The organism is Sorangium sp. So ce176, assembly GCF_051519835.1.
Lineage (GTDB): Bacteria > Myxococcota_A > Polyangia > Polyangiales > Polyangiaceae > Sorangium > Sorangium cellulosum_G.
Genome location: NZ_CP150371.1, coordinates 7,572,276 through 7,594,187 on the forward strand (window position 1 = coordinate 7,572,276; position 21,912 = coordinate 7,594,187).

The 21,912-nt window shown below is 72.4% G+C and carries 14 protein-coding genes; 9 read left to right on the top strand and 5 right to left on the bottom strand.

Features of this window, described 5'->3' with window-relative positions; translation table 11 throughout:
* Positions 1–71: 71 nt before the first annotated feature.
* From WMF42_RS28370 to WMF42_RS28385, 4 genes are all read right to left on the bottom strand, one after another.
* Positions 72–890 (bottom strand): arylamine N-acetyltransferase family protein, encoded by an 819-nt coding sequence (locus WMF42_RS28370; RefSeq protein WP_061605890.1) that lies wholly within the window; start codon positions 888–890, stop codon positions 72–74.
* A 73-nt stretch (positions 891–963) separates the two neighbouring features.
* Positions 964–2,037 (bottom strand): type IV pilus twitching motility protein PilT, encoded by a 1,074-nt coding sequence (locus tag WMF42_RS28375; protein ID WP_437686015.1) that lies wholly within the window; start codon positions 2,035–2,037, stop codon positions 964–966.
* Position 2,038: 1 nt separating this feature from the next.
* The gene (locus WMF42_RS28380) at positions 2,039–3,901 is read right to left on the bottom strand and encodes a type IV pilus twitching motility protein PilT (protein WP_437686017.1); all 1,863 of its coding nucleotides are present in this window, start codon (positions 3,899–3,901) and stop codon (positions 2,039–2,041) included.
* 264 nt (positions 3,902–4,165) lie between these two features.
* A complete protein-coding gene (locus tag WMF42_RS28385; protein ID WP_434041732.1) occupies positions 4,166–4,696 on the bottom strand; it encodes a hypothetical protein in 531 nt (176 codons plus the stop codon).
* 889 nt (positions 4,697–5,585) lie between these two features.
* Here WMF42_RS28385 and WMF42_RS28390 point away from each other — a divergent pair.
* From WMF42_RS28390 to WMF42_RS28425, 8 genes are all read left to right on the top strand, one after another.
* A complete protein-coding gene (locus WMF42_RS28390) occupies positions 5,586–6,356 on the top strand; it encodes a class I SAM-dependent methyltransferase (protein ID WP_437686019.1) in 771 nt (256 codons plus the stop codon).
* Between the two features lie 67 nt (positions 6,357–6,423).
* Entirely contained in the window at positions 6,424–6,660 is a 237-nt protein-coding gene (locus tag WMF42_RS28395) for a hypothetical protein (protein ID WP_434041734.1), read from the top strand.
* A gap of 486 nt (positions 6,661–7,146) precedes the next feature.
* Positions 7,147–11,856, top strand: a complete 4,710-nt coding sequence (locus tag WMF42_RS28400; protein ID WP_437686021.1) for a copper oxidase — start codon at positions 7,147–7,149, stop codon at positions 11,854–11,856.
* Positions 11,857–12,243: 387 nt separating this feature from the next.
* Positions 12,244–14,244 carry a cytochrome D1 domain-containing protein gene (locus WMF42_RS28405; protein WP_437686023.1) on the top strand — a complete coding sequence of 667 codons (2,001 nt, stop codon included), beginning with the start codon at positions 12,244–12,246 and terminating at the stop codon, positions 14,242–14,244.
* On the top strand, positions 14,241–14,852 hold the full coding sequence (locus WMF42_RS28410) for an SCO family protein (RefSeq protein WP_061613409.1): 612 nt from the start codon (positions 14,241–14,243) through the stop codon (positions 14,850–14,852). The genes WMF42_RS28405 and WMF42_RS28410 overlap by 4 nt, the downstream gene beginning before the upstream one ends.
* Before the next feature lie 7 nt (positions 14,853–14,859).
* Positions 14,860–16,524 carry a cytochrome c/ABC transporter substrate-binding protein gene (locus WMF42_RS28415; protein ID WP_437686026.1) on the top strand — a complete coding sequence of 555 codons (1,665 nt, stop codon included), beginning with the start codon at positions 14,860–14,862 and terminating at the stop codon, positions 16,522–16,524.
* 55 nt (positions 16,525–16,579) lie between these two features.
* Entirely contained in the window at positions 16,580–18,457 is a 1,878-nt protein-coding gene (ilvD, locus tag WMF42_RS28420; protein ID WP_437686028.1) for a dihydroxy-acid dehydratase, read from the top strand.
* Positions 18,458–18,629: 172 nt separating this feature from the next.
* Positions 18,630–19,940 carry a formylglycine-generating enzyme family protein gene (locus tag WMF42_RS28425; RefSeq protein WP_199694154.1) on the top strand — a complete coding sequence of 437 codons (1,311 nt, stop codon included), beginning with the start codon at positions 18,630–18,632 and terminating at the stop codon, positions 19,938–19,940.
* Positions 19,941–19,983: 43 nt separating this feature from the next.
* Here the strand turns inward: WMF42_RS28425 and bluB are convergent, their stop codons facing one another.
* Positions 19,984–20,652 carry a 5,6-dimethylbenzimidazole synthase gene (gene bluB / locus WMF42_RS28430; RefSeq protein WP_061612003.1) on the bottom strand — a complete coding sequence of 223 codons (669 nt, stop codon included), beginning with the start codon at positions 20,650–20,652 and terminating at the stop codon, positions 19,984–19,986.
* 251 nt (positions 20,653–20,903) lie between these two features.
* Between bluB and WMF42_RS28435 the strand changes: the two genes are divergently transcribed.
* The gene (locus WMF42_RS28435; RefSeq protein WP_061612002.1) at positions 20,904–21,875 is read left to right on the top strand and encodes an FAD-dependent oxidoreductase; all 972 of its coding nucleotides are present in this window, start codon (positions 20,904–20,906) and stop codon (positions 21,873–21,875) included.
* Positions 21,876–21,912 lie beyond the last annotated feature (37 nt).

The window sequence follows — 21,912 nt, forward strand, 5'->3', positions numbered from 1 at the left end:
CCTCCTCGCGCGCCTCGCCGGCACCGAGCACATGCGATCCCGCGTCCGCCGGGAGTAGCCCTCTCCTCTCCTCAGGCGTCGAGGCCGGGGCAGGAGAGCTGCGCGCCGGCCGGGAGGTCCAGCCCGAAGCGATCCCGGAGCACGCCGACGATGGCTTCGCGGTCGAGCTCGACGCGCTCGAGCTGCCCGTGGCGGAGCACGCCCAGGGTGCGGTTGCGCAGCGTCACGCGGCCCTCCGGCGTGGGGAGCGCCGCGATCAGGTTGTTCACGAACAGCGAGCCCGGGTGCGTCGAGGTGAAGTGGTTCGCCACCTCGTAATCGACCGGGTAGCTCTCCTCGAGCGTGAACGCGTAGAGGTCCTGCGGCTGCTCGCCCATCGTCGACTCGAGCACCCAGAGCGACGAGCCCTCCCGGCGGAGGCTGACAACATCGACGTCCTGCGGCTGGCGCTCGCCCTCGACGAGCCGCACGGACCGCGAGAGGCCCGGCCCGCCGAAGCCGACGTCCGCGAGGAGCGGCCCGCCGGGCATGTCGATCAGCGACAGCATGTGAGACCGCGGGGTGATGTCGCTCTGCTGGAGGCGCACCCGCGCGATGAGCGTCGTGACCTTGAACCCGATCCGACGCAGCACAGCGACGAACAGGGTGTTGTGCTCGAAGCAATAGCCGCCGCGGCGCGCCTGGACGAGCTTCGCCTGCACGCCGCCGAGGTCGATGCGGATCCGGCGGCCGAGCAGGACGTCCACGTTCTCGAACGGGATCGAGCGGACGTGCGCGGTGTGGAGCGCGTCGAGCACCTCCCGCGTCGGGGCGAGCGCCCCGCGGTAGCCGATGCGGCTCAGGTAGGCGTCGAGGTCGAGCGGATGGCTGTCCTGTGGGGTCGGCTGCATGGTTCGTTCCTGCGAGGATACGCCCATCCGGGCGCGCGCGGCGCTGCTCGGGTCCCGGCGAAACACTTCTTCATCAGGACAGCGGCTGCGGATCGGCGAAGAGGCGCTGGAAGCTGTCCTTGTCGATCGCCTTCTCGAGCGCCGCCTGGACGGAGATGGTGTCCTTCTTGACGAGGCGCTCCAGCGCCATGTCCATCGTCTGCATGCCGGCGGAGCGGCCGGCCTGCATCAGGTTCGTGATCTGGAACGTCTTGCCCTCGCGGATCATCGCGGAGAGCGCGCTCGATCCGACGAGGATCTCGTGCGCGGCGACGCGGCCGGCGCCGTCCTTCGTGCGGAGGAGCTGCTGGGCGATGATCGCGGCGAGGCTCTCGGAGAGCATGCCGCGGACCTGGAGCTGCTCGTCGGCGGGGAACGCGTTGATGATGCGGTCGATCGTCGCCGCGGCGCTGTTCGTGTGGACCGTGCCGAACACGAGGACGCCGAAGCTCGCGAGCTGCAAGGCGAGCTTCATCGTCTCGTTGGTCCGGAGCTCGCCGATCAGGATCACGTCGGCGTCCTCCCGCCCGGCGCTGCGGATCGCGCTCGCGAAGCTCCCCGCGTCGGGGCCGACCTCGCGGTGCGTGATCTGCGCCCGGATGGGGCTGTGCACGAACTCGACCGGATCCTCGATCGTGAGGATATGGCAGGCGCGCGAGCGGTTGATGTGGTCGATCATCGCCGCGAGCGTCGTGGACTTGCCGGAGCCCGTCGGGCCCGTGATCAGGATGAGCCCGCTAGGCCGCTCGGACAGCCGGCGGATGGTCTCGGGGCAGCCGAGGTCGTCGAGGGAGAGGATCTTGCTCGGGATGGTGCGGAAGACGGCCGCGAGCCCGGTGGTCTTGTGGAAGTAGTTGGCGCGGAAGCGCGCCTTGTCGCCGTAGGAGTAGGCGAAGTCGAGGTCGAGCTCGTCGACGATCCGCCGCCGCTCCTCGGGGGTCGTGATCTCGAAGAGGAGCGCCTCCATCTCGGCCGTGTCGAGGGGCGTGTCGCGCACGGCGATCAGCTCGCCGCGGGCGCGGACGAGGGGCGGATAGCCGACGCCGAGGTGCAGGTCGCTGCCCTTCCTGGACAGGAGCTCGTCGAAGAGGCGGTCGATCCTGGCCACGCTAGCCTCCCTTCTTCCCGAACAGCGCGCCCGCGCGCTCGAAGAGGCCCTTGCCCGCCTCGGTGGCGGCGGATTTCGAGGCGTCCGGCGGCGGGGCGGGCGGCCGCCTGTCGGGCGTCTGCGCGGGCTGCCGCTTGCCGGCGAGGACGGCCTCGAGCTCGTCGGGCGCCTCCGCGACAGCGAGCGCCGCCTCCAGCGTTGTCTTGCCGGCGCGGACGAGCTCGGCCAGCGAGTCGTCGAGGCGGATGATCCCGAGGCCCTTGCCGCGCTGCTGGAGGCTCGGGATCTGGAACGTCTTGGAGTCGCGGATGAGGTTCCAGAGCGCGACAGAGCCGGGCAGGACCTCGGCCGCGGCGACCATGCGCTGGCCGTCGGCGCTCGGCAGGAGCCGCTGGCTGACGATGAGCCGGAGGCCGCCCGCGAGCGTGACGCGGACCTGCTGCTGATCGCCGGGCGGGAAGAGGTCTATCAGCCGATCGATCGTCTTCGCCGCGCTCGGGGTGTTCATGGTGCCGAGCACGAGGTGGCCCGTCTCGCTCGCCGCCAGCGCCATCCGGACCGTCGCCGTGTCCCTGAGCTCGCCGACGACGATGACGTCGGGGTCCTCGCGCAGCGACGCCTTGAGGGCGTTCTCGAACGAGCGGGTGTGGGTGCCGACCTCGCGCTGGCTGATCATCGCCTTGCCGCGCGCGTGGACGAACTCGACGGGATCCTCGACCGTGATGATGTGGTGGCTCGTCTCGCGGTTCAGGATATCGACGATCGCGGTCAGCGTCGTGGTCTTGCCGTGGCCCGTCGGCCCCGTGATCACGATGAGGCCCTGGTGATGGCGGGTGGCGAGCCCGATGGCGTCCGGCAGGCCGAGCGACGCGACGGTGGGGATGCTGCGCGCGATCAGGCGGAAGCAGCCCTTGTAGCCCTGGCGGTGGCGGGCGATGTTCACCCGGAAGCGGCCGAGCGCGCCGAGATCGAGGGCGAAGTCGCAGGAGCCCTCGGCCGCGAGCACCGGCGCGAGGCGCGCGGGGACACGCGGGAGCAGGAGCGACTCGACAGCCGCCGGGTCGAGCGGATCGCCGCGCGGCACGAGCTCGCCCGCGACGCGCAGGAGCGGCGGGCGGCCCGCGACGAGGTGGAGGTCGCTCGCGCCCTGGTCGCGCGCCATGGCGAGCAGGCCGTCGAGGGCGCCTGCCTGCATGTCGGCGGACGAGGGCCGCGCCCGCGCGCCCGCGCGCGCGGCGCGGGGCTCCTGGGGCAGCGGCGTGGGGGCGCGCGGGGCCGGCGCGGCGCGCTCGGCGGCCGGCGCCTCGTCGGTCCGCGGGTCGAAGCGCGGGGTCGAGGCGCGGGCCGGGCGAGGCTCGGCGGGCGGCGGGACGGCGCCGCGGAGGTCGAGCGCGATCTCGGCGGACATCGTGCGCTTCACCTCGGGCTCGCGCGGCTGCGGGCGCTGCGCCTCGTCCGGGGCGAGGTGCTCGCGCATGGAGAGCTGCTGCGAGGGGCGGGCAGGCGGCGCGGCGGCCGCTGTCTCGGGGGCGGAGCCCGCGGTCCCGGGCGCGGCGGACGAGGGCTGCATCCGCGTCATGCGGGCGTGCACGAGGTCGCCCTGGCGCGCGGCGACGACGGAGATGGCGCCGATGCCCTCGATGCGGATGTGCCACTGCGACGGCTTCGCGCCGAGGGTCTCGACGAAGCGGCCGCCGCCGAGCGCGCTGAGGAGCATGAGGATGTCCTCCGTGGAGAGGGCGGCCGGATCGACCGCCTGGAAGGCGCCCGAGACCTTGACGCTGGGCATGCGCCCCGTGGCCACGGCGAACTCGGTCACCTCGGCGCGATTCAGTTGCGAGAGCCAGGATCGAAGGGCGTTCATCGTCGTCGCTCGTCTCCGCGAGTCGACTCTACCAACGATGAGGCCCGGCGTTTCAAAATGTCGTGCGTGGCCGTCGAGATCCGCAGGAGGGCCGCGCGCGGCGCAGGCGTGGCGCGCGCGACGACCGCCGCCCCCTCCCCTGCTCCCACCCCTGCCCCGCTCCCGGGGCGCCGCGGGGCGATCGCTTGATCGCGCGATCGCCCCAGCGCGCGGGGCGAAGCAGCTCACGCCGCGGCCCCCCTCGGCGGACAGGCGACGTCGGCGCTACTGGATCGCGAGCTTGAGCCGCGCGCCCTTCACGAAGTGGCCCGGCCTCTTGCCCTGGTCGCCGGGCGCCTCCGGGTGCTCCGAGTCGATGGTGAGCTGCATGTTGCCGGTCGACTCGATCTTCTTCATGGTCACCCTGGCGATCTCGACCCATTTCGCCGGATTCGATCGCTTGGGATCCTCGATCCTGCGGAAGAGCACCGCCTTGGTGCCCGCGGCGACGGGCGTCGCGGAGGTGGCGACGAGCGGCAGCAGCGTGGCGACCTTCCCCGCGCGGGAGACCAGCATGCCGTACACCTCCACGGAGTAGCTGTCCCACTCCCCCGCACCGGGGGCATCAGCGGGCTCTGCCGCAGGCGCGCTCTCCGCGACCCTGGCCGCCGCGGGAGCGGCCCTGGGCGCAGCGTGCTGCGCCGCGCCCGGGTTCTCCGCCGAGGCCGCGCTCGGCGTGGAGGAGAGGAGCGCAGCCACGCCCGCCGCGACGAGCGATCGCGAGCACCTGGAGAGCCAATTGCAAACCGTCTTCATGCACTCCGCTCCTTCGTTCCGATGTGATCCGCGACCCGTGTCCACCGGCGAGACCGCAGACACCCCGGTACCAAAACTTTTGATCGTGCCTTGGACTCGCACTTTCCGCAACTCATTTCTCAGCAGCGCTCATCCTCATCCATCCTCATCCATCGTCAGTCATCGTCATCGGTGCCAGTACGCGCACCAGGACCCGCGCTGTGCAGGCCGGCCGCCACGCTCGGCGCACCGTCTCGCGCCGAGCGTCGCTGGGCTCTGTCACCCGCCCACCGGCCTCACCGGCGCTCACCCGTTCGGCCCGCTCCGCGCGTTCTGCGAGCGCGAGGCCGAACGCCGCCGGCTGAGCGACGCGCGCGAGAGCGCGGCGCGGCTCGCCTGGGCTCACCTGGTGTTCTGGCTCGCCCGTCGTTCTGGCTCGCTCGTCGTTCCGGCTGCCTGGTCACCCGGCTTGACCGCTCGCCCGGGCTCTCCGGCTTGCCTGGCTGGTTTGCCGACGGGGCCGTCAGCGCGCTTCGCGCGAGGCGCGCTCTCGAAGAGCGTCAGGCCCGCGCGAGCGACAGGCGCGCTCGGTCGAAGCGCGCCGTATCTCATTCTTCCCCGTCCGACGAAACCACCTGCGCACAGCAGCGCGACCTCTCCCTCCTCAACATCGCTCCGGGACCATCCCCGGTGCCTTCCAACATCGATGACGCCAGATTCGATGTCGGAGTAAAAGTCGCGTTCCAATCAAGATATCACGACCACGTCAAAGCAGAACAGAAATTTTCGAGCGCACACGATTCTGGTGCGCCCCCGTGCGTCCATGTGTGTTTGGCGTGCTGGGCGTGCTCGGCGCGCGCGTGCGGCGGGCTCGCCTGCGGCTGTAGGATGGCCGCGGAGAAGGAGAGCCATGCCCACGGTCGCCGATCACTACGACAAGCTCCTCGCCGGACACTACGCGCGGATGTTCGGGGATCACGACGCCAAGGTCGCCGAGCAGCGCGCGCTGCTCGAGCGCCTCGGACTGCGCGCCGGCCCCGGGCGCCCCCCCGAGGCCATCGACCTCGGGTGCGGCTCCGGCTTTCAGTCGCTCGCGCTGGCGCAGCTCGGGTTCCGGGTGACGGCGGTGGACACCTCCGACAAGCTCCTCGCCGAGCTCGCCTCGCGCCGCGGGCAGCTCCCCGTCGAGATCGTGCAAGGCGATCTCCTCGAGGCGCTCGAGCGATCAGGGCCCCTCTGCGAGCTCGCCGTGTGCATGGGCGACACGCTCCCTCATCTTGTCAGCAAGGCCGACGTGGAGCGCATGTTCGCCGGCTGCGCCCGCAGGCTCACCCCGGGCGGACGGCTCGCGCTCACGTTTCGCGACCTCACCCGCGAGCTCGAGGGCGCCGATCGGTTCATCCCGGTGCACGACTCGGCGGATGTGATCATGACCTGTTTCCTCGAGTACGAACCGGAGACCGTCAAGGTGCACGACATCGTCCACACGCGCAGCGAGGAAGACGGCCGGTGGAGGATGTCAGCGAGCTTCTATCGCAAGCTGCGGCTCTCCCCGGACTGGGTCTGCGGCGCGCTCGAAGCGGCCGGCTTCCGCGTCGCTCACCGCGAGGTGGCGCGCGGCCTCGTCACCCTCGTCGCGCGCTCCGGGGCCGACGTGGGCCGGGATACGAGCAGTGATTGAAAGTTCTCCGCAGAAGGTTGATGACGCGGGCAGGAGAGCGCTACTTTGGTATGGGAGGATGAGACCCATGTCCGAGAGAGCACAGCAGACAGGCACGAAGGACGCCGGGCAACCTGCGGCCGTCAACCGGCCGTCGCGGGATGAGGTCCAGGACCTGCGGCGCGAGCGGGACGAGGCGCGCCAGATTCTGGTCACGCTCGTCGCGGCGCTCAAGCGCGCGACGTTCCGGCACGGCACGTACATCGATGGTCTCGGCGCCGCGATGGTCGCCGTCGACCGGTGGTCGAAGCCGCAAGGCAGATAGCCCCGCCGGCGACGCGCCCCGCGCGCCAGGGCGGGGCGGCGTATCACGATGTCGAGGACGGGGGCCCCGCCCCGTCGAGAGCCCAGGCGGCGCCCCTCGCCGGGACGTGAGGACCGAGTGCCTCGGTGAAGAGCGCCATCACAGCCGTCATATCGCCCCGTCCGCCGGCGCCACCCGGAGCGCTCGACTCTCCAGCATACCCACAGCCCGGATCGAGGGCGCGATCCTCGTAAAGCTCGTGTTCCACCCGGAACAGCGGCGTCGCGGGCGGAGGCGAGCAATTCTATTTGACGGCAATATATCAATCTCACAAAGTCGCTTACCCGGATCTCGGTCCGGCTCTGGTGGCCAGTCCCCGGCGGACGGCCGCCAGCCATGTCGATGGTGAAGCGCTGGACACGCGCGGGAAGCGCTGGACGTCCAGGGCGAGACGCACGGGTGTGCGCGTGCCGGATAGGGGGCACCTTGTTCAGAGAGAAGCTACTCATGGCGCTTGGCTGGGCTGCGGTGGCGCTTGGGCTCGCGGGCTGTGCAGGCCCGGACGACGAGCCGCCCGACGAGGCTCGTGAAGCGGTCGAGATGGTGACGGAGGGGCGCGCCACGACGGGCAGGACCGTATACGCCGACATCGTCGCGCTCGATCAGGTCTACGTTTACAATCGATTCGGGTCGTTCAACCCCGAGGGCACGATCTACGCGCTCAAGCGGGACGTCGTGCCCATCCGGCCGGGCGAGCCGCTCCGCCCCGGCAACGTCATGTTGCGGCCCGGCAAGCGGCCAAGGCCGCTCGTGCTGCGCGTGAACGTCGGGGACAAGCTCCAGATCAAGTTCACCAACCTGCTCCGGCCGGCGAACAGGCGGCCAGACGACTCCCCGAGGACGAGGAGCGCGTCCGTGCACGTCGCCGGCCTCCAGATCAGAAACATCGACGCGCTCGGCGGCAACGTCGGCGACGGGCCCGACTCCCTCGCCGACCCCGGCGAGACGCGCCGCTACGAGCTCTTCGCCGACCGCGAGGGGACGTTCCTCTTCCACAGCGGCACCCCGGTCGCCGGCGGCGGCGAGGGGGACGGCGCGTTGACGGTGCTCGGGCTGTTCGGCGCGGTCACCGTCGAGCCCGCGGGGGCGATCGCGTACCGGTCGCAGGTCACGGCCGAGGAGCTGAAGGCCGCCTCGTACGCCGAGGCGAACCCCGACGGCACGCCGCTCATCGACTACGACGCGGTGGACGAGCGCGGCGAGCCGATCCTCAGGATGATCAACGACGACGATGAGATCGTCCACGGCGACCTCAACGCGATCATCGCCGGCTACGACGAGAGCCAGCTCGACGAACCAGTCCAGGTGGCCCGGGGCCGGTTCCGCGAGTTCACGGCGCTCTTCCACGACGAGCTGAGGGCCGTCCAGGCGTTCCCGGAGCTCGACGAGAACGAGGCCTTCCACGGCGTGCGCGACGGCTTCGGGATCAACTACGGCGCTTCCGGGCTCGGATCGATCCTCCTCGCCAACCGGCAGCGGATCGGCCCCAGCAAGGAGTGCGTCGAGTGCAAGTACGAGGAGTTCTTCCTGACCTCGTGGGCCAACGGCGATCCGGCGATGGTCGTCGAGCGGGACAGGCGCGGCCGCGCGACGCGGGCGCTGTTCCCGGACGACCCCTCGAACGTCCATCACGCCTACCTCGGCGATCCCGTCTGGATCAGGAACCTCCACGCAGGCCCGAAGGAGACGCACGTCTTCCACCTCCATTCCCACCAGTGGTTGAAGGCGCCGAACAACGAGAACGGCATGACCATGGACGCGCAATCCATCGGCCCGGGCGGGGCCTTCACCTACAACATCACCCGGGCCGGCAACGCCAACCTGACGCCAGGAGACGCGATATTCCACTGCCACCTGTATCCTCACTTCGCGCAGGGCATGTGGGAGCTCATCCGCAGCCACGACGTCTTCGAGGCCGGCACGCGCGATCGCTTGCTGCCGGACGGCGAGATCAAGGGCGGGACGCCCACCCCCGCCGTGGTACCCATTCCGGAGCTCGGGATGCCGCCCATGCCGACCTACGCCCCGACGGTCGTGGAGCTGCCCGGCGGCCGCAAGCAGGTGCGGCCGGCGCTGCCGGGGTATCCGTTCTACATCGCTGCCCAGAAAGGCCACAGGGCCTCTCAGCCGCCGCGCGACCTCGTTGTCGACGGCGGGCTCCCGCGCCACATCGTCACGAGCGTGCCGCCGGACGGCGCTGTCTTCGGCGACGAGCGCCGCAGGTTCGACGTGGAGCTCCGCAGGGCGAACCTCAAGCTGCTGCCCGACGCGGGCACCCCCGCGGAGCTCAGCGCCCAGGATTTCCACGCCGGCATCGTCGCCCCTCGGGCGGAGCGGATCACGACGCCAGAAGGATTCCCTGCGGCGGCGTATCCGGCGTTCACGCCGGAAGGCGAGCCATCGAGGTTCGTCGTGAACGGCCAGCCGCCGGCGCCGGGCGCGCCCTATGCGAACCCCTGCCCGCCGGAGGCGGCGTTGCGCAAGTATCGCAGCGCCGTGATCCAGCTCGACGCCGTGGTCAACCGGCACCGCTGGCGCGACAGGCAGATGCGCATCCTGGTCCTCGAGCAGGACGTCGACGCGACGCTGGCGGGCCGCCGGCCGCCGGAGCCGCTGTTCATCCGCGCCCAGTCGGGCGAGTGCGTCGTCTCCGAGGCGACGAACCGCCTCCCCGACGCCCTGGAAGAGGACGCGTTCCAGATCTACACGCCCACGGACACCATCGGCCAGCACATCCACCTGGTGAAGTTCGACGTCACGTCCTCGGACGGCTCGGCAAACGGCTTCAACTACGAGGACGGGACGTTCGCGGCGCAGGAAGTCCTGCAGCGCATCGCGGCGGCCAACGCGCTCGGCGGCGCCTTCTTCGCCGACGGCTCGACCGAGGAGCGCGGCCTCCGCGTCCGGCTGATTCCGAAGCAACACTACCGCATGCCACACGCGGGGTATGGCCTGCAGACCACGGTGCAGCGGTGGTGGGCCTCCCCGGTGCAGAATCAGCAACGTCAGGACCGCACCCTCAACAGCTCCTTCTCTCACGACCACTTCAGCCCCTCCTCTCACCAGCAACACGGCCTCTACATGGGGCTTGTCATCGAGCCGCCGGGCTCGGAGTGGCGCGATCCCGAGACCGGGATCCAGCTCGGCACGCGCCTCGACGGCGGGCCCACGAGCTTCCGGGCCGACATCATCCCGCCGAGGGGCTCGCCGCTGAGGCCGTTCCGCGAGTTCAACCTCGCCATCGCCGACTTCGCCCTCCTCTTCGACGAGTGCGGCGATCCGGTGAACCCGCCGACGACGCAGGAGGCGCCGCTCCCGCTCGCGGTCGAGCACCGCAAGGTGCTCGCGCCGGAGGCGATCGCCGCGGCCGATCCCGGCGGAGGGCTCGTCAACTACCGCAACGAGCCCATCCCGCTGCGCATCGCCAGGCGCGACTGCCGGACGGGCGAGGTCAGGCAGAAGGCGAACGACGAGGGGGAGATGCACAACGTGTTCAGCTCCCGGGTCCACCGCGATCCGTACACGCCCCTGCTCGAAGCGCACGAGGGCGACGAAGTCCGGGTGCGCCTCCTCCAGGGCGCGCAGGAGGAACAGCACGTCCTCTCCGTCCACGGCAAGAAATGGCTCAGGGAGGTCGCCGACCCGGACAGCGGCTTCACGAACGCTCAACCCCTCGGCCTCTCCGAGCACTTCGAGCTCGGGATCACGCCCGAGGGCTCCGCGCGCAGCGACAGCGGCCCCGGCGACTACCTCTACCAGAGCGCGACGACCGACGACCTCTGGGACGGCATGTGGGGCATCCTGAGGATCCACCCGCGGGGCACGCCGGGCCTGTTGCCGCTGCCCCGGGCCCCAGGCGAGGCGCCGCGCGGGCCGCGGCGCTTCCCTACCTGTCCCGCGGACGCGCCCGTGACCAGGTACACCGTCCACGCGATCACCGCGAAGGACAACCTGCCGGGCGGCCGCCTCACCTACAACGACAGGTTCAATCTGTACGATCCTGACGCGATCCTGTTCGTCCACGACGAGGATCTTCCCCGCCTCCGCGACAAGGACTACGCCCCGGAGCCGCTCATCCTGCGCGCCGCCGCGGGCGACTGCATCCAGGTGACGCTCGTCAACGACCTGCCTCGCAAGCTGCCGAAGACGCCGCACTGGAACTACAGCCCGCCGATCGTCGATGGGTTCAACACCAACCAGGTCAGGCCGTCGAACCACGTCTCGCTGCACCCGCAGCTCGTGACCTACGACGTCAGGACCGACGACGGGGCCAACGTCGGGCGCAACCAGGCGCAGACGGTCGCGCCCGGCGAGTCCCGCGAATACACCTGGTATGCCGGCGAGATCTCCCAGAAGGGCAGGCTCGGCCTCGGCGAGCACCAGGCCGTCGAGTACGGCGCGATCAACATCAAGGACATGGCCGACGTCGTGAACCACGGCATGCACGGCGCCGTCGGCGCCCTCATCGTCGAGCCCCAGGGCGCCACCTGGCGCACCGACCGGGGTACGCGCGCGCAGGCGGACGTCACCTTCACGGACGAGCACGGCGCCAGGCGATCGTTCCGGGAGTTCGTGCTCGTCTATCAGGACGAGGTCGCCTTGCACTCGGACAAGGAGACGTTCCAGTGCGACGATGAGAGCCTCAACTGCGGCACCGCCCTCCGGAACTACGACGGCGAGGACGACGCGGAGGACACGGGCCACGAGGCCTTCAACTACCGCACCGAGCCGTTCTGGGCGCGGCTCGGGATCAAGCCCGAGCTCGCGAGGGTGGAGCTCAACGAGAGGGACCTGCGCGATATCTTCGCCGGCGACGATCCGGCGACGCCGATCTTCAGGGCCCGCGTCGCGCAGCAGGTGCGCGTGCGCATCGTGAATCCGTCCGCGCACCGGCGCCAGCACGCCTTCGCGCTCTGGGGCGCGGAGTGGCCGCACAACCCCTTCGCCGAGGGGGCGCGCTCCCGGCGGATCGGCGAGAACGACGAGGTGCTGAACATCGCCGTCGAGCACCCCATCGGCGCCATGACGCACCACAATGTCGTCCCGTTCTTCGGCGCGGGCGGGAAGTTCGCCGTCCCCGGCGACCGGCTCTACCTCGACCAGCCGAGCTTCAAGGTCTCCGACGGCCTCTGGGGCATCTTCCGCGTCACGCGGTAAGCGCCCTCGCCACGTCGCGCCGGCTCGCCCCCGCCGCCAACCCACGAGCTCTCCAGCGCGCCCGCGCCCCGCCGGCCGGGGCGCGGCGCGAGGGGAGCCCGCGGGTGAGCCGGGTCGGACGAGCTCTCGCCGAGACACACGGCTCCGTGCGCGCCGGCGCTCGCGTCTCCGCCCATAGACGATCTCGATGTCGCTCTGTCCGCGGACGAGACAGGCCGAAGATCACGCGAGATTCCCTTTGACCGAGATATCGGGCGCTTGCAGATTCTGTATCTCGAACACCGGGCGGCGACGTCGCCGAGGCGTCGGCGACGGCCCCGAACCGGCGACCTGATGAGTCGCGCCGGGCGCGGCGCACGCCGGTGTGTGCATGCCAGGAGAGAACGCGTGTCAGATTCGAACAGGCTGTTCGGGGCGATTGGCTGGGATGCGTCGATGCTGATCGCGTGCGTCCTCGGCGCTGCCGCGGCGCCGGCCTGCAGTCGGCGGGAGACGCCTGCCCCGCCCGCCGCCGCCGCGGCGCCCGCGGAGGGCCCGCGCGAGGGCGAGCGGAGCCCGGTCGTGAGCCGGGTCGAGCGAGAGGGGCTGTCGGTCGCCTTCGAGCTCCGGCCGCTCCCCGGCGCCGGAGACCGCGCGGAGGCGCGCACCGACGCGACCGCCGTGTTCACGATCACCGACGCGGTGACGGGCGCGCCCGCGCGCGACCTCGGGCCGCTCGCGTGGATGTCGAGGCGCGCCGGCGCGCCGCCGGACGACGCCGGGTGCCAGGACAAGATCAGGAGCTTCATGGCCGGGCGCATCGCCGTTCGCCCGGACGTGGACATGAACGCGTACCTCCTGTGGACGCAGAACCAGGACAACACGCTGTCGGTCATCAACCCGCAGCTCGCGTGGAGCCGGAGCAAGCTGCGCAGCATCGTCACCCTCGCGGCGGGCTCCACGTCGCTCGCGCTCCACCCGGACGGCGACCGCCTCTACGTGACGCTCCAGGGCGGGCGCGGCCTCGCCGTCGTCGACACGAGGCGCAGCGAGGTGACGGCCAGCGTGCCCGTCGGCGCGGAGCCTGTGCGCGTCGCGGTCGCGCCGGACGGGCGGACCGTGTGGGTCGGCAACGACGGCGACGGGACGGTCAGCGTCGTCGACGCGCGCGCGGCGAGCGTGCTGAAGACGCTGCGCGCCGGCCCCGGTCACCACGAGCTCGCGTTCTCGGGCGGCGGGCGCACCGCCTGGATCACGAGCCGCGACGCCCGCACCGTCACCGCCGTCGACACCGGCACGCTCGAGACCGTCGCCGAGCTCGAGGTCGGCGAGGGGGCCACCGCCGTCGCGGCGAGCGACGCCGCGGGCGCCGTCTACGTCGCGAACGAGCCGAGGGGCGAGATCGTGATCCTCGACGCCGGGCGCCGCGCCGTCGCGGGCCGCGTCGCGGTGAAGGCCGGCGTCAGCGCGGTCGGGTTCGAGCCGGGCGGCCGCTTCGCCTTCGCGCTGAACCCCGCGAAGGGCGAGGTGTCGATCCTCGACGCCTCCACGGGATCGCTCGCGCACACGCTCGCCGGGTTCGCGAGCCCCGACGCGCTCGCCTTCACGAAGACGTACGCCTACGTGAGGAACCTCGGCGAGAGCCGGGTCTCGCTCATCGAGCTGCCCTCGCTGGAGCGGCCCGGCAAGCCCACGGTCGTCGAGGTCCAGGTCGGCCAGCAGCCGCCGCGGGCCGCCAAGGGCGGGAGTGGCGCCGCGCCGTTCGCCGTCCTGCCCGAGGACAACGGCGCCATCGTCGCGAGCCCGGCCGACAAGGTCCTTTACTACTACGTCGAGGGCATGATGGCGCCGATGGGCACGCTCTCGAACTACGGGCGAGAGGCCCGCGCGGCGCTCCTCGAGGACCGGTCGCTGAAGGAGGTGCAGCCCGGCGTGTACGCCGCGACGGTCCGGCTCGGCGACGAGGGCGTGCACGACGTCGAGCTGCTGCTCCGCGATCGCCGCGTCGCCTCCTGCCTCGAGGCGACTGTCGCGCCCTCGGCCGTCCCGGCCGAGGACCGTTCGCCAGGGCTCACCGTCGAGCCGCTCTTCGACGCGGGCGCCGATCTCGAGGTGTCGAAGCCCGCGACGCTGCGCTTCCGCGCGACGCCGAAGGCCTCGGCGCCTCCCCTCGAAGCAAAGGAGATGCAGGTGATGATCTTCCGATTCCCTGTCGGCTTCCGGGACGTCGTACGGCCCCGCGCCGAGCCGGACGGCGCCTTCTCGGTGACGTTCACGCCCCCCGAGCCCGGCCAGTACCGCTTCCTGCTCGAGGCCGGATCGCGCAACGCCCCGCTCGGCGCGCTGCCGTTCATCGATCTCCACGTCGCCTCGCCCGGCGACGCCCCCGACGCGGGAGGCGCGCGATGAGGCGCGGCGCACCCCTCCTCGCGGCGGCGCTCGCGCTCGCCCTGCCGGCCGCGAGCCCGGCCGGCGAGCCGGCGCCCGAGCGGACGCCCGCGCAGGTCGGCGGCGCGTCCACCAGCGACGACGCGGCGGCGGCCGCGTACTTCACCGACACGGAGCTCGTCGATCAGGACGGGCGCCCGCGCCGCTTCTACACCGACCTCCTGCGCGGCCGGAAGGTCCTCATCCACTTCGCCTTCACCTCGTGCAAGGGCGCGTGCCCGACGATGACGGCGAACCTCGCGCGCGTGCAGGCGCTCCTCGGCAAGCGCGCCGGCAAGGACGTCATGATCCTCACGATCACGGTCGACCCGGTCAACGACACGCCGAAGGTGCTCAAGCAGTACGCCGCGAGGTTCAGCGCGGGCCGCGGCTGGCGCTTCCTGACCGGCACCCCGCAGAACGTGGAGACGGTGCTCGGGCGCCTCGGCGGGCTCACGAAGAAGCCCGAGGAGCACACCTCCACGCTGCTGATCGGCGACACGAAGACCGGCATGTGGCTGAAGACGACCGCCACGGAGCGCCCCGAGACGATCGTGCGCCTCGTGGATCACCTCAACGACCCGCCGTGAGGTCGAGATGAGCCGGCTCGTGACGGAGCGGGGGCGCGGCGCGCTCGCGGCGATCGGCCTCGCCGCCGCGCTCTCGGCGCTCGGCCTCGCCGCCGCGCTGAGGGGCGCCGCGTCGTCCAGCGCCGCGGCGCCGTGCGCCGGCGCGGCGCCGTGCGGCGAGGCGGCGTCGTGCGCCGAGCTCAGCCCGGCGGCGCTGCGCGGCAGGCGGCTCTTCCACCGCGGGGCCCTCGCCTCGGGGGAGCCTGTCGAGGGGCGCCTCGGCGCGAGCGGCGCCGCGCTGCACGGCGAGGCGGCGGCCTGCGCCGGCTGTCATGGCCGGAGCGGCGACGGCACGGCGGAGGGCGGCGTCGCCGCGCCGCCGCTCACGCCCGAGCGGCTCTTCTCGGCCGATCGCCCGGGCGGCCCGCACACCGAGGCGACGCTCGCGGCCGCCCTCCGCGACGGGCGCGCGCCGGGCGGGCGGGAGCTCCACCTCGTCATGCCGCGCTACCAGCTCGACGGCGCGCACCTCGCCGACCTTGTCGCCTACCTGCGCTGCCTCGGCCGCGACGCCGATCCTGGCGTCTCGCCGACGGCGCTGCGGCTCGGCGCCGCGCTCCCGCTCACCGGGCGCTTCGCCGCCGCAGGCGCCGCGGCCCGCGACGTCCTCGCCGCGTCGTTCGACGAGGTGAACGCCCAGGGCGGCGTGTTCCGCCGGCGGCTCGAGCTCGTGGTGGCCGACAGCGAGGAGTCCCTCGACGGGGCGCGCGCGACCTTGCGCCTCCTGGATCAGCGCGTCTTCGCGCTGGTCGCCAGCGTCTGGGGCGGCGACGCCGGCGACAGCGACGACGCCGCGGCGCGCCTCGCGGCCGACGAGGTGCCGCTCGTCGGCCCCCTCGGCACAGGGCTCCCCGCGGCGGATCCGGGATACGGCGTCGTGTTCCACCTCCAGCCCGGCCTCGACATGCTCGCGCGCGTCGCGATCGCGCACCTCGCCGACGCCCCCTCCCCTGCGGGCGCGGGGGCCGTGCTCGTCGTTCACCCGGCCGACCCGCGAGGGGAGGCCTTCCTGCGGGGGGCGCGCGCCGAGGCGCTGCGCCGCGACCTGCCGCCCCCTGTCTCGCGCCCCTTCGAGCCCGGCCGCTTCGACGCCGCCGCGCTGGCCGACGCCGCGGCGCGCCTCGGTGTGCGGGCCGTCCTGCTCGCCGGCGAGGGCGACGAGCTCTCGCGCTGGCTCGCCGCGTCACCGCCCTCCACGGGCCCGCGCCCCGCCCTCTATGCGCCCGCGTTCCTGCTGCGGCGCGACCCCGACTCGCTCCGGCGCGCCGCCGCCGCGCGGGTGCTGCTCCTCCACCCGGACCCCCTCGACGAGGCGGAGCAGCTCGCCCAGCGCGCGCTCGCGTCGTTCCTCGAGCGCCACCGCATCCCGCCGCGGCACGCCGCCTTCCAGGCGAGCGCCTACGCCGCGGCGCGCGTGCTCGTCGAGGCGCTCAAGCGCGCGGGCGCCCACCTCACCCGCCCCGGCCTCATCGCGGCGCTCGAGGGGCTGCGGGGCTTCGATCCCGGCCCCGGCCCGGCGATCACCTTCGGCAGGAACCGGCGCGTCGGCGCGTACGGGGCGAGCCTCACCGCCGTCGATGCGGGCTCGACCGACGTCGCGCCCGTCTCCGCATGGGTCGAGGTCGTACCCTGACGCCGGCCCTGCCTGTCGGCTAGGCGCGAAGGCTGGAACGGAGTAGGTTCCCGGCATGGCCGGATACCGCAGTCGTACATCCACGCAGGGACGCAACATGGCAGGGGCGCGCGCGCTGTGGCGCGCCACCGGCATGAAAGATGCGGACTTCGAGAAGCCGATCATCGCCATTGCCAACAGCTTCACGCAGTTCGTGCCGGGGCACGTCCACCTCCACGACGTGGGGCAGCGGGCGAAGAAGGTCATCGACGCCGCGGGCGGGTGGGGCGTCGAGTTCAACACGATCGCCATCGACGACGGCATCGCGATGGGCCACGCCGGCATGCTGTACTCGCTGCCGAGCCGCGAGCTCATCGCCGACAGCGTCGAGTACATGGTGAACGCGCACTGCGCCGACGCGCTCCTGTGCATCTCGAACTGCGACAAGATCACGCCCGGCATGCTGCTCGCGGCGATGCGGCTCAACATCCCGACCGTCTTCGTCTCCGGCGGTCCGATGGAGGCGGGCAAGATCGTCGGGACGCACGACCGCGACGGCAAGCCGATCATCCGGAAGCTCGACCTCATCGACCCGATGATCGCGGCCAGCGACGACAAGGTGACGGACGCGGATCTGGCCGAGATGGAGCGGTCGGCGTGCCCGACCTGCGGCTCGTGCTCCGGCATGTTCACGGCCAACAGCATGAACTGCCTCAACGAGGCGCTCGGGCTCGCGCTGCCCGGCAACGGGACGCTGCTCGCGACGCACGCGGCGCGCTGGGAGCTCTTCGAGGCGGCGTCGAAGCGCGTCGTCGCGCTCGCGCAGAAACACTATGTCGAGGGGGACACCTCGGTGCTGCCGCGGAGCATCGCGACGTTCGAGGCGTTCGAGAACGCGATGGCGCTCGACATCGCGATGGGCGGCTCGACGAACACGGTGCTCCACCTGCTGGCGACCGCGCGCGAGGCGCAGGTCGACTTCAAGATGTCGGACATCGACCGCATGTCGCGCAAGGTGCCCAACATCTGCAAGGTCGCGCCGTCGTCGCATTACCACGTCGAGGACGTGCACCGGGCGGGCGGCGTGCTGACGATCCTCGGGGAGCTCGACCGCGCGGGGCTCATCCACAGGGAGGTGGGCACGGTGCACGCGCGCACGCTGGGCGATGCGATCGACGAGAACGACATCCGCCGCCCCACGGCGACGGCGGCCGCGAAGAAGCGCTCGCTCGCCGCGCCGGGCGGCGTCCCGACAACTGTCGCGTTCTCGCAGGACAAGTACTTCGCCGACACCGACGACGACGCCCAGAAGGGCTGCATCCGCGACGTCGATCACGCGTTCAGCCGCGAGGGCGGCCTCGCCGTGCTCTACGGCAACATCGCGGTGGACGGCTGCATCGTGAAGACCGCGGGCGTCGACGAGTCGATCTGGAAGTTCGAGGGGCCGGCGCGGGTGTTCCACGCGCAGGAGGCCGCGTGCGACGCGATCTGGAACGACCAGATCCGCTCGGGCGACGTTGTCGTCATCGTCCACGAGGGCCCGAAGGGCGGCCCTGGCATGCAGGAGATGCTCTATCCGACGTCGTTCCTGAAGGGGAAGGGCCTCGGCAAGGCCTGCGCCCTGATCACGGACGGCCGGTTCAGCGGCGGGACGTCGGGGCTGAGCATCGGGCACGTCTCGCCCGAGGCGGCCGAGGGCGGCGCCATCGCGCTCATCGAGGAGGGCGACCGCATCCGGATCGACATCCCCGCCCGGACGATCGACGTCCTCGTCAGCGACGCGGAGCTCGATCGCCGGCGCCGCGAGGCCGAGGCGCGGGGCGCCGACGCGTTCCGGCCGAACCGCGACCGGAAGGTCTCCCCTGCCCTGCGCGCCTACGCGCTCATGGCCACGAGCGCCGCGAACGGCGCTGTCCGCGACGTCAATCAGATCGAGCCGGGCCGGCGCGCGTGACGGATCGCGGGTGAGCTCGAATCACCGCTCCGCCTGAACGAGCCCCGGAGAGCCCACGACACAGCGACGAGCGCGGCGGCCGCCCTGGCCGCTGCGAGGCGCGCGCGCGCCCGCGGCCGGTTCGCTGTCGGACACGCCGACATGAGGCGATCCATGGCGTATGATGCCATACATGAGATCATTGGCGCTCTTCGTGTCCATCTCGCTCGTCTCCGGTTGCAGCCAGAAGGTCCGCGTGTTCCCCCGCGACAACGACGCCGGCAGCGGCGGAAGCGGCGCCGGGGGCAGCGGCAGCAGCAGCGTGAGCAGCGGCACCAGCGGCACCGGCGGCAGCGGAGGCCCGGGCGGCGCCTGCGTCGATCCGGCGGCGCAATGCCCGCCGGCGCGGGGCGACTGCCTGGAGGCCGTGTGCATCAATGGCGCGTGCGCGGAGCGGCCGCGGCCCGCGGGAACGCCCTGCGGAGAGGACGGCGGCGAGGTGTGCGATGCATCCGGGGCCTGCGGGGGGTGCGACGGGATGGATTGCGACACGTGCGGGGAGCCGGGCTGCCCAAACACGTGCGGCTCCGCGGACGTGGCGGAGGTGCCGCCCAGCTGCGCGGGCGGCGGGGACGGCGCCGGGGAGACCTGCGGGCCCGGCGCCACCGAGGACTGCTGCGCCGGCGCGCTGGTCCCTTGCGGCACGTACCTGAGGAGCTACGACGGCGTATCGAGCACGGACGACTCGTTCCCTGCGGCCGTGAGCGATTTCCGGCTCGACAGGTACGAGATCACGGTCGGGCGATTCCGGGCCTTCGTGAACGCCGGGCAGGGCGTGCAGGCGAGCCCGCCCCCCATCGGGGCCGGCCGGCACCCGCACGTCAATGGCAGCGGGTGGATCACGGCGTGGAACGGGCAGCTCGCGCGGGACACCGCCGCGCTGAAATCGGCGCTGAAATGCAATGGCGACGACCTCTGGACGTGGACCGACGCGCCGGGCTCGAACGAGGAGCTGCCGATCAACTGCATCACCTGGTTCGAGGCCTTCGCCTTCTGCGTGTGGGACGGCGGCCGCTTGCCCTCCGAGGCGGAGTGGAACTACGCGGCTGCCGGCGGCGACGAGCACCGGCAGTACCCGTGGGGAGCCTCCATCGACGCCGAGCGCGCCGTGTACGAGTGTACCGGGGATGGGAGCGCGGCGGGTCGCTGCGCGTTCACCGACATCCGGCCGGTGGGCTCGAGGCCGAGCGGAGACGGGCGATGGGGTCACGCGGATCTGGCCGGCAATTTGTGGGAGTGGACGATGGACTGGTGGCGCGCGGAGCTCCCTGCGCCGTGCATCGATTGCGTGCACCGCGTCGACGGCGACCACGACGCGCAGCGGGTCACCCGGGGCGGCAGCTACCGCGCGCCCGAGGGCGACCTGCGCGCGGCCAACCGCGACCTCAGCTACGCGACCGACCGCGTGAACAACATCGGGGCCCGGTGCGCGCGGGATCTGTAGCTCCGCGGGGCGCCGCCGCGCTCGCGTCGCGGGCGCGCGGCCCTCACGCGCCGCGGCCGGCGGCCCCGTCGTCGGGCCACGCGTTCTCGGCGACGAGCTCCGAGAGCGGGCGGCGCGCCGCCCAGCCGCACGCCTCGAGCATCGGCCGATCGTAGAACTCCGCCACGTGACCGACGCAGAGGATCGCCAGCGGCCGGCTGCCCGGCGGCATGCCGAGCAGGGCGGCGAGGTCGCGCGGCTCGAAGAGCGACACCCACCCCACGCCGAGCCCCTCCGCGCGCGCGGCGAGCCACAGGTTCTGGATCGCCGCGGCCACCGACGCGACATCCATCTCGGGCAGCGTGCGGCGGCCGAACACGTGCGCCTCGCGCCCCGCCATCAGCCCGACGACGAGCAGCTCGCCGCACTCGCGGACGCCCTCGACCTTGAGGCGCATGAACTCGTCCTCGCGCTCGCCGAGCGCGCGCGCGGTGGCGAGGCGCTCCGCCTCGACGAGCGCGTGGATGTCGCGCCGGAGCTCCGGCGCCGTGATCCGCACGAACCGCCAGGGCTGCATCATGCCCACGCTCGGCGCGGCGTGCGCGGCCGCGAGCAGCCTGGCGAGCGCGTCCTTGTCCACCGGATCGGGCAGGAAGTGGCGCATGTCACGCCGCTCGTGGATGGCGCGGTACACGGCGGCGATCTCCGGATCGTTGAAGCGGTGGCTCGACATGGTCCCTCGCGCGCGCCGCGCCGCCGGACGGCGGCGCTCCTGGCGCAGCGGACGAGACGGGTAGCACCGCCTGCGCCGCGGCGGCAGCGCGCGAGGCGCGGGCACGACGGCGGCCGCGCGGCGCCGTCCAGGGCGCGGGGCGAGGCGCGAGCTACCGCGCCGGCTGCATGGAACCGACGCGCGGCCGCGGCCGCGCACCGGACCGCGGCGCGCGCTCTCGACGCAGGGGTGCAGCATGCTAGAGCGCGCTCGTGAATCCATCGGAAGGGCGCTCCCCGGAGCTGCGCGTCACCGTCGTGGGCGCAGGCGTGATCGGCTTGACCACGGCGGTCGTGCTCCAGCGCGACGGCCATCGGGTGCAGGTGATCGCGGCCGAGCGCGGCGAGCGCACGACGTCGGCGGCCGCGGCCGCGCTGTGGTATCCCTTCCGAGCGAGCCCGCCCGAGCGCGTCAACGCGTGGTCGCGCAAGAGCCTCGACGAGCTCACGCGCATCGCGCGCGAGCACCCGGAAGCGGGCGTCGATGTCCTGACCTGCCTCGAGTCCGCGGACGACACGCGCCTGCCCTGGTGGGCCCCGTGCGTGCCCGACCTCTCGATCGACGCCGGGCCGCACCCGCTCGGCGCCCCGCATGGCTTTCGGTTCACCGCGCCGCGCATCGAGCCGTCGTTGCACCTGCCCTGGCTGGAGTCGCAGCTCGACAGTCCGGTGCGCGTCGAGCGCGTGCAATCGCTCGCCGCTGTCGAGGGCGACTGCGTCGTGAATTGCACCGGGCTCGGGGCGCGCGCGCTCACGGGCGACGCGGAGCTCCTCGGCCTCTATGGCCAGGTCGCGATCACGGAGCCAGGCGATATCGACCCAGATGTCGCACTGGGTGATGAAAGGAACGAATCGGCGCTCATTTACGTCATCCCGCGGCGCCGGGAGATCGTGATTGGCGGCTGTGTCGTTCCGTCCGCTGACGACCGCTCGTTGGTGCCTGACCCGGAGCGCACTGACGCGATGCTCCAGCGGGCGCGCGCGGCGGGGCTCAGGCCAGGCCGCTTGCTCGGCGCGCGCGCCGGGCTGCGCCCGTATCGAAACAGCGTGCGCCTGGAGCGCGAAGGCCGTGTGATCCACAACTACGGCCACGGCGGCGCCGGATACACGCTGGCGTGGGGCTGCGCCGACGAGGTGCGCGCGATGATGCGGCACGTCGACGCTTCGACGCGCTGCTGCGTATAGGACAGCCTCGCCTCAGCACTCTTCTGACGCTCCCGGG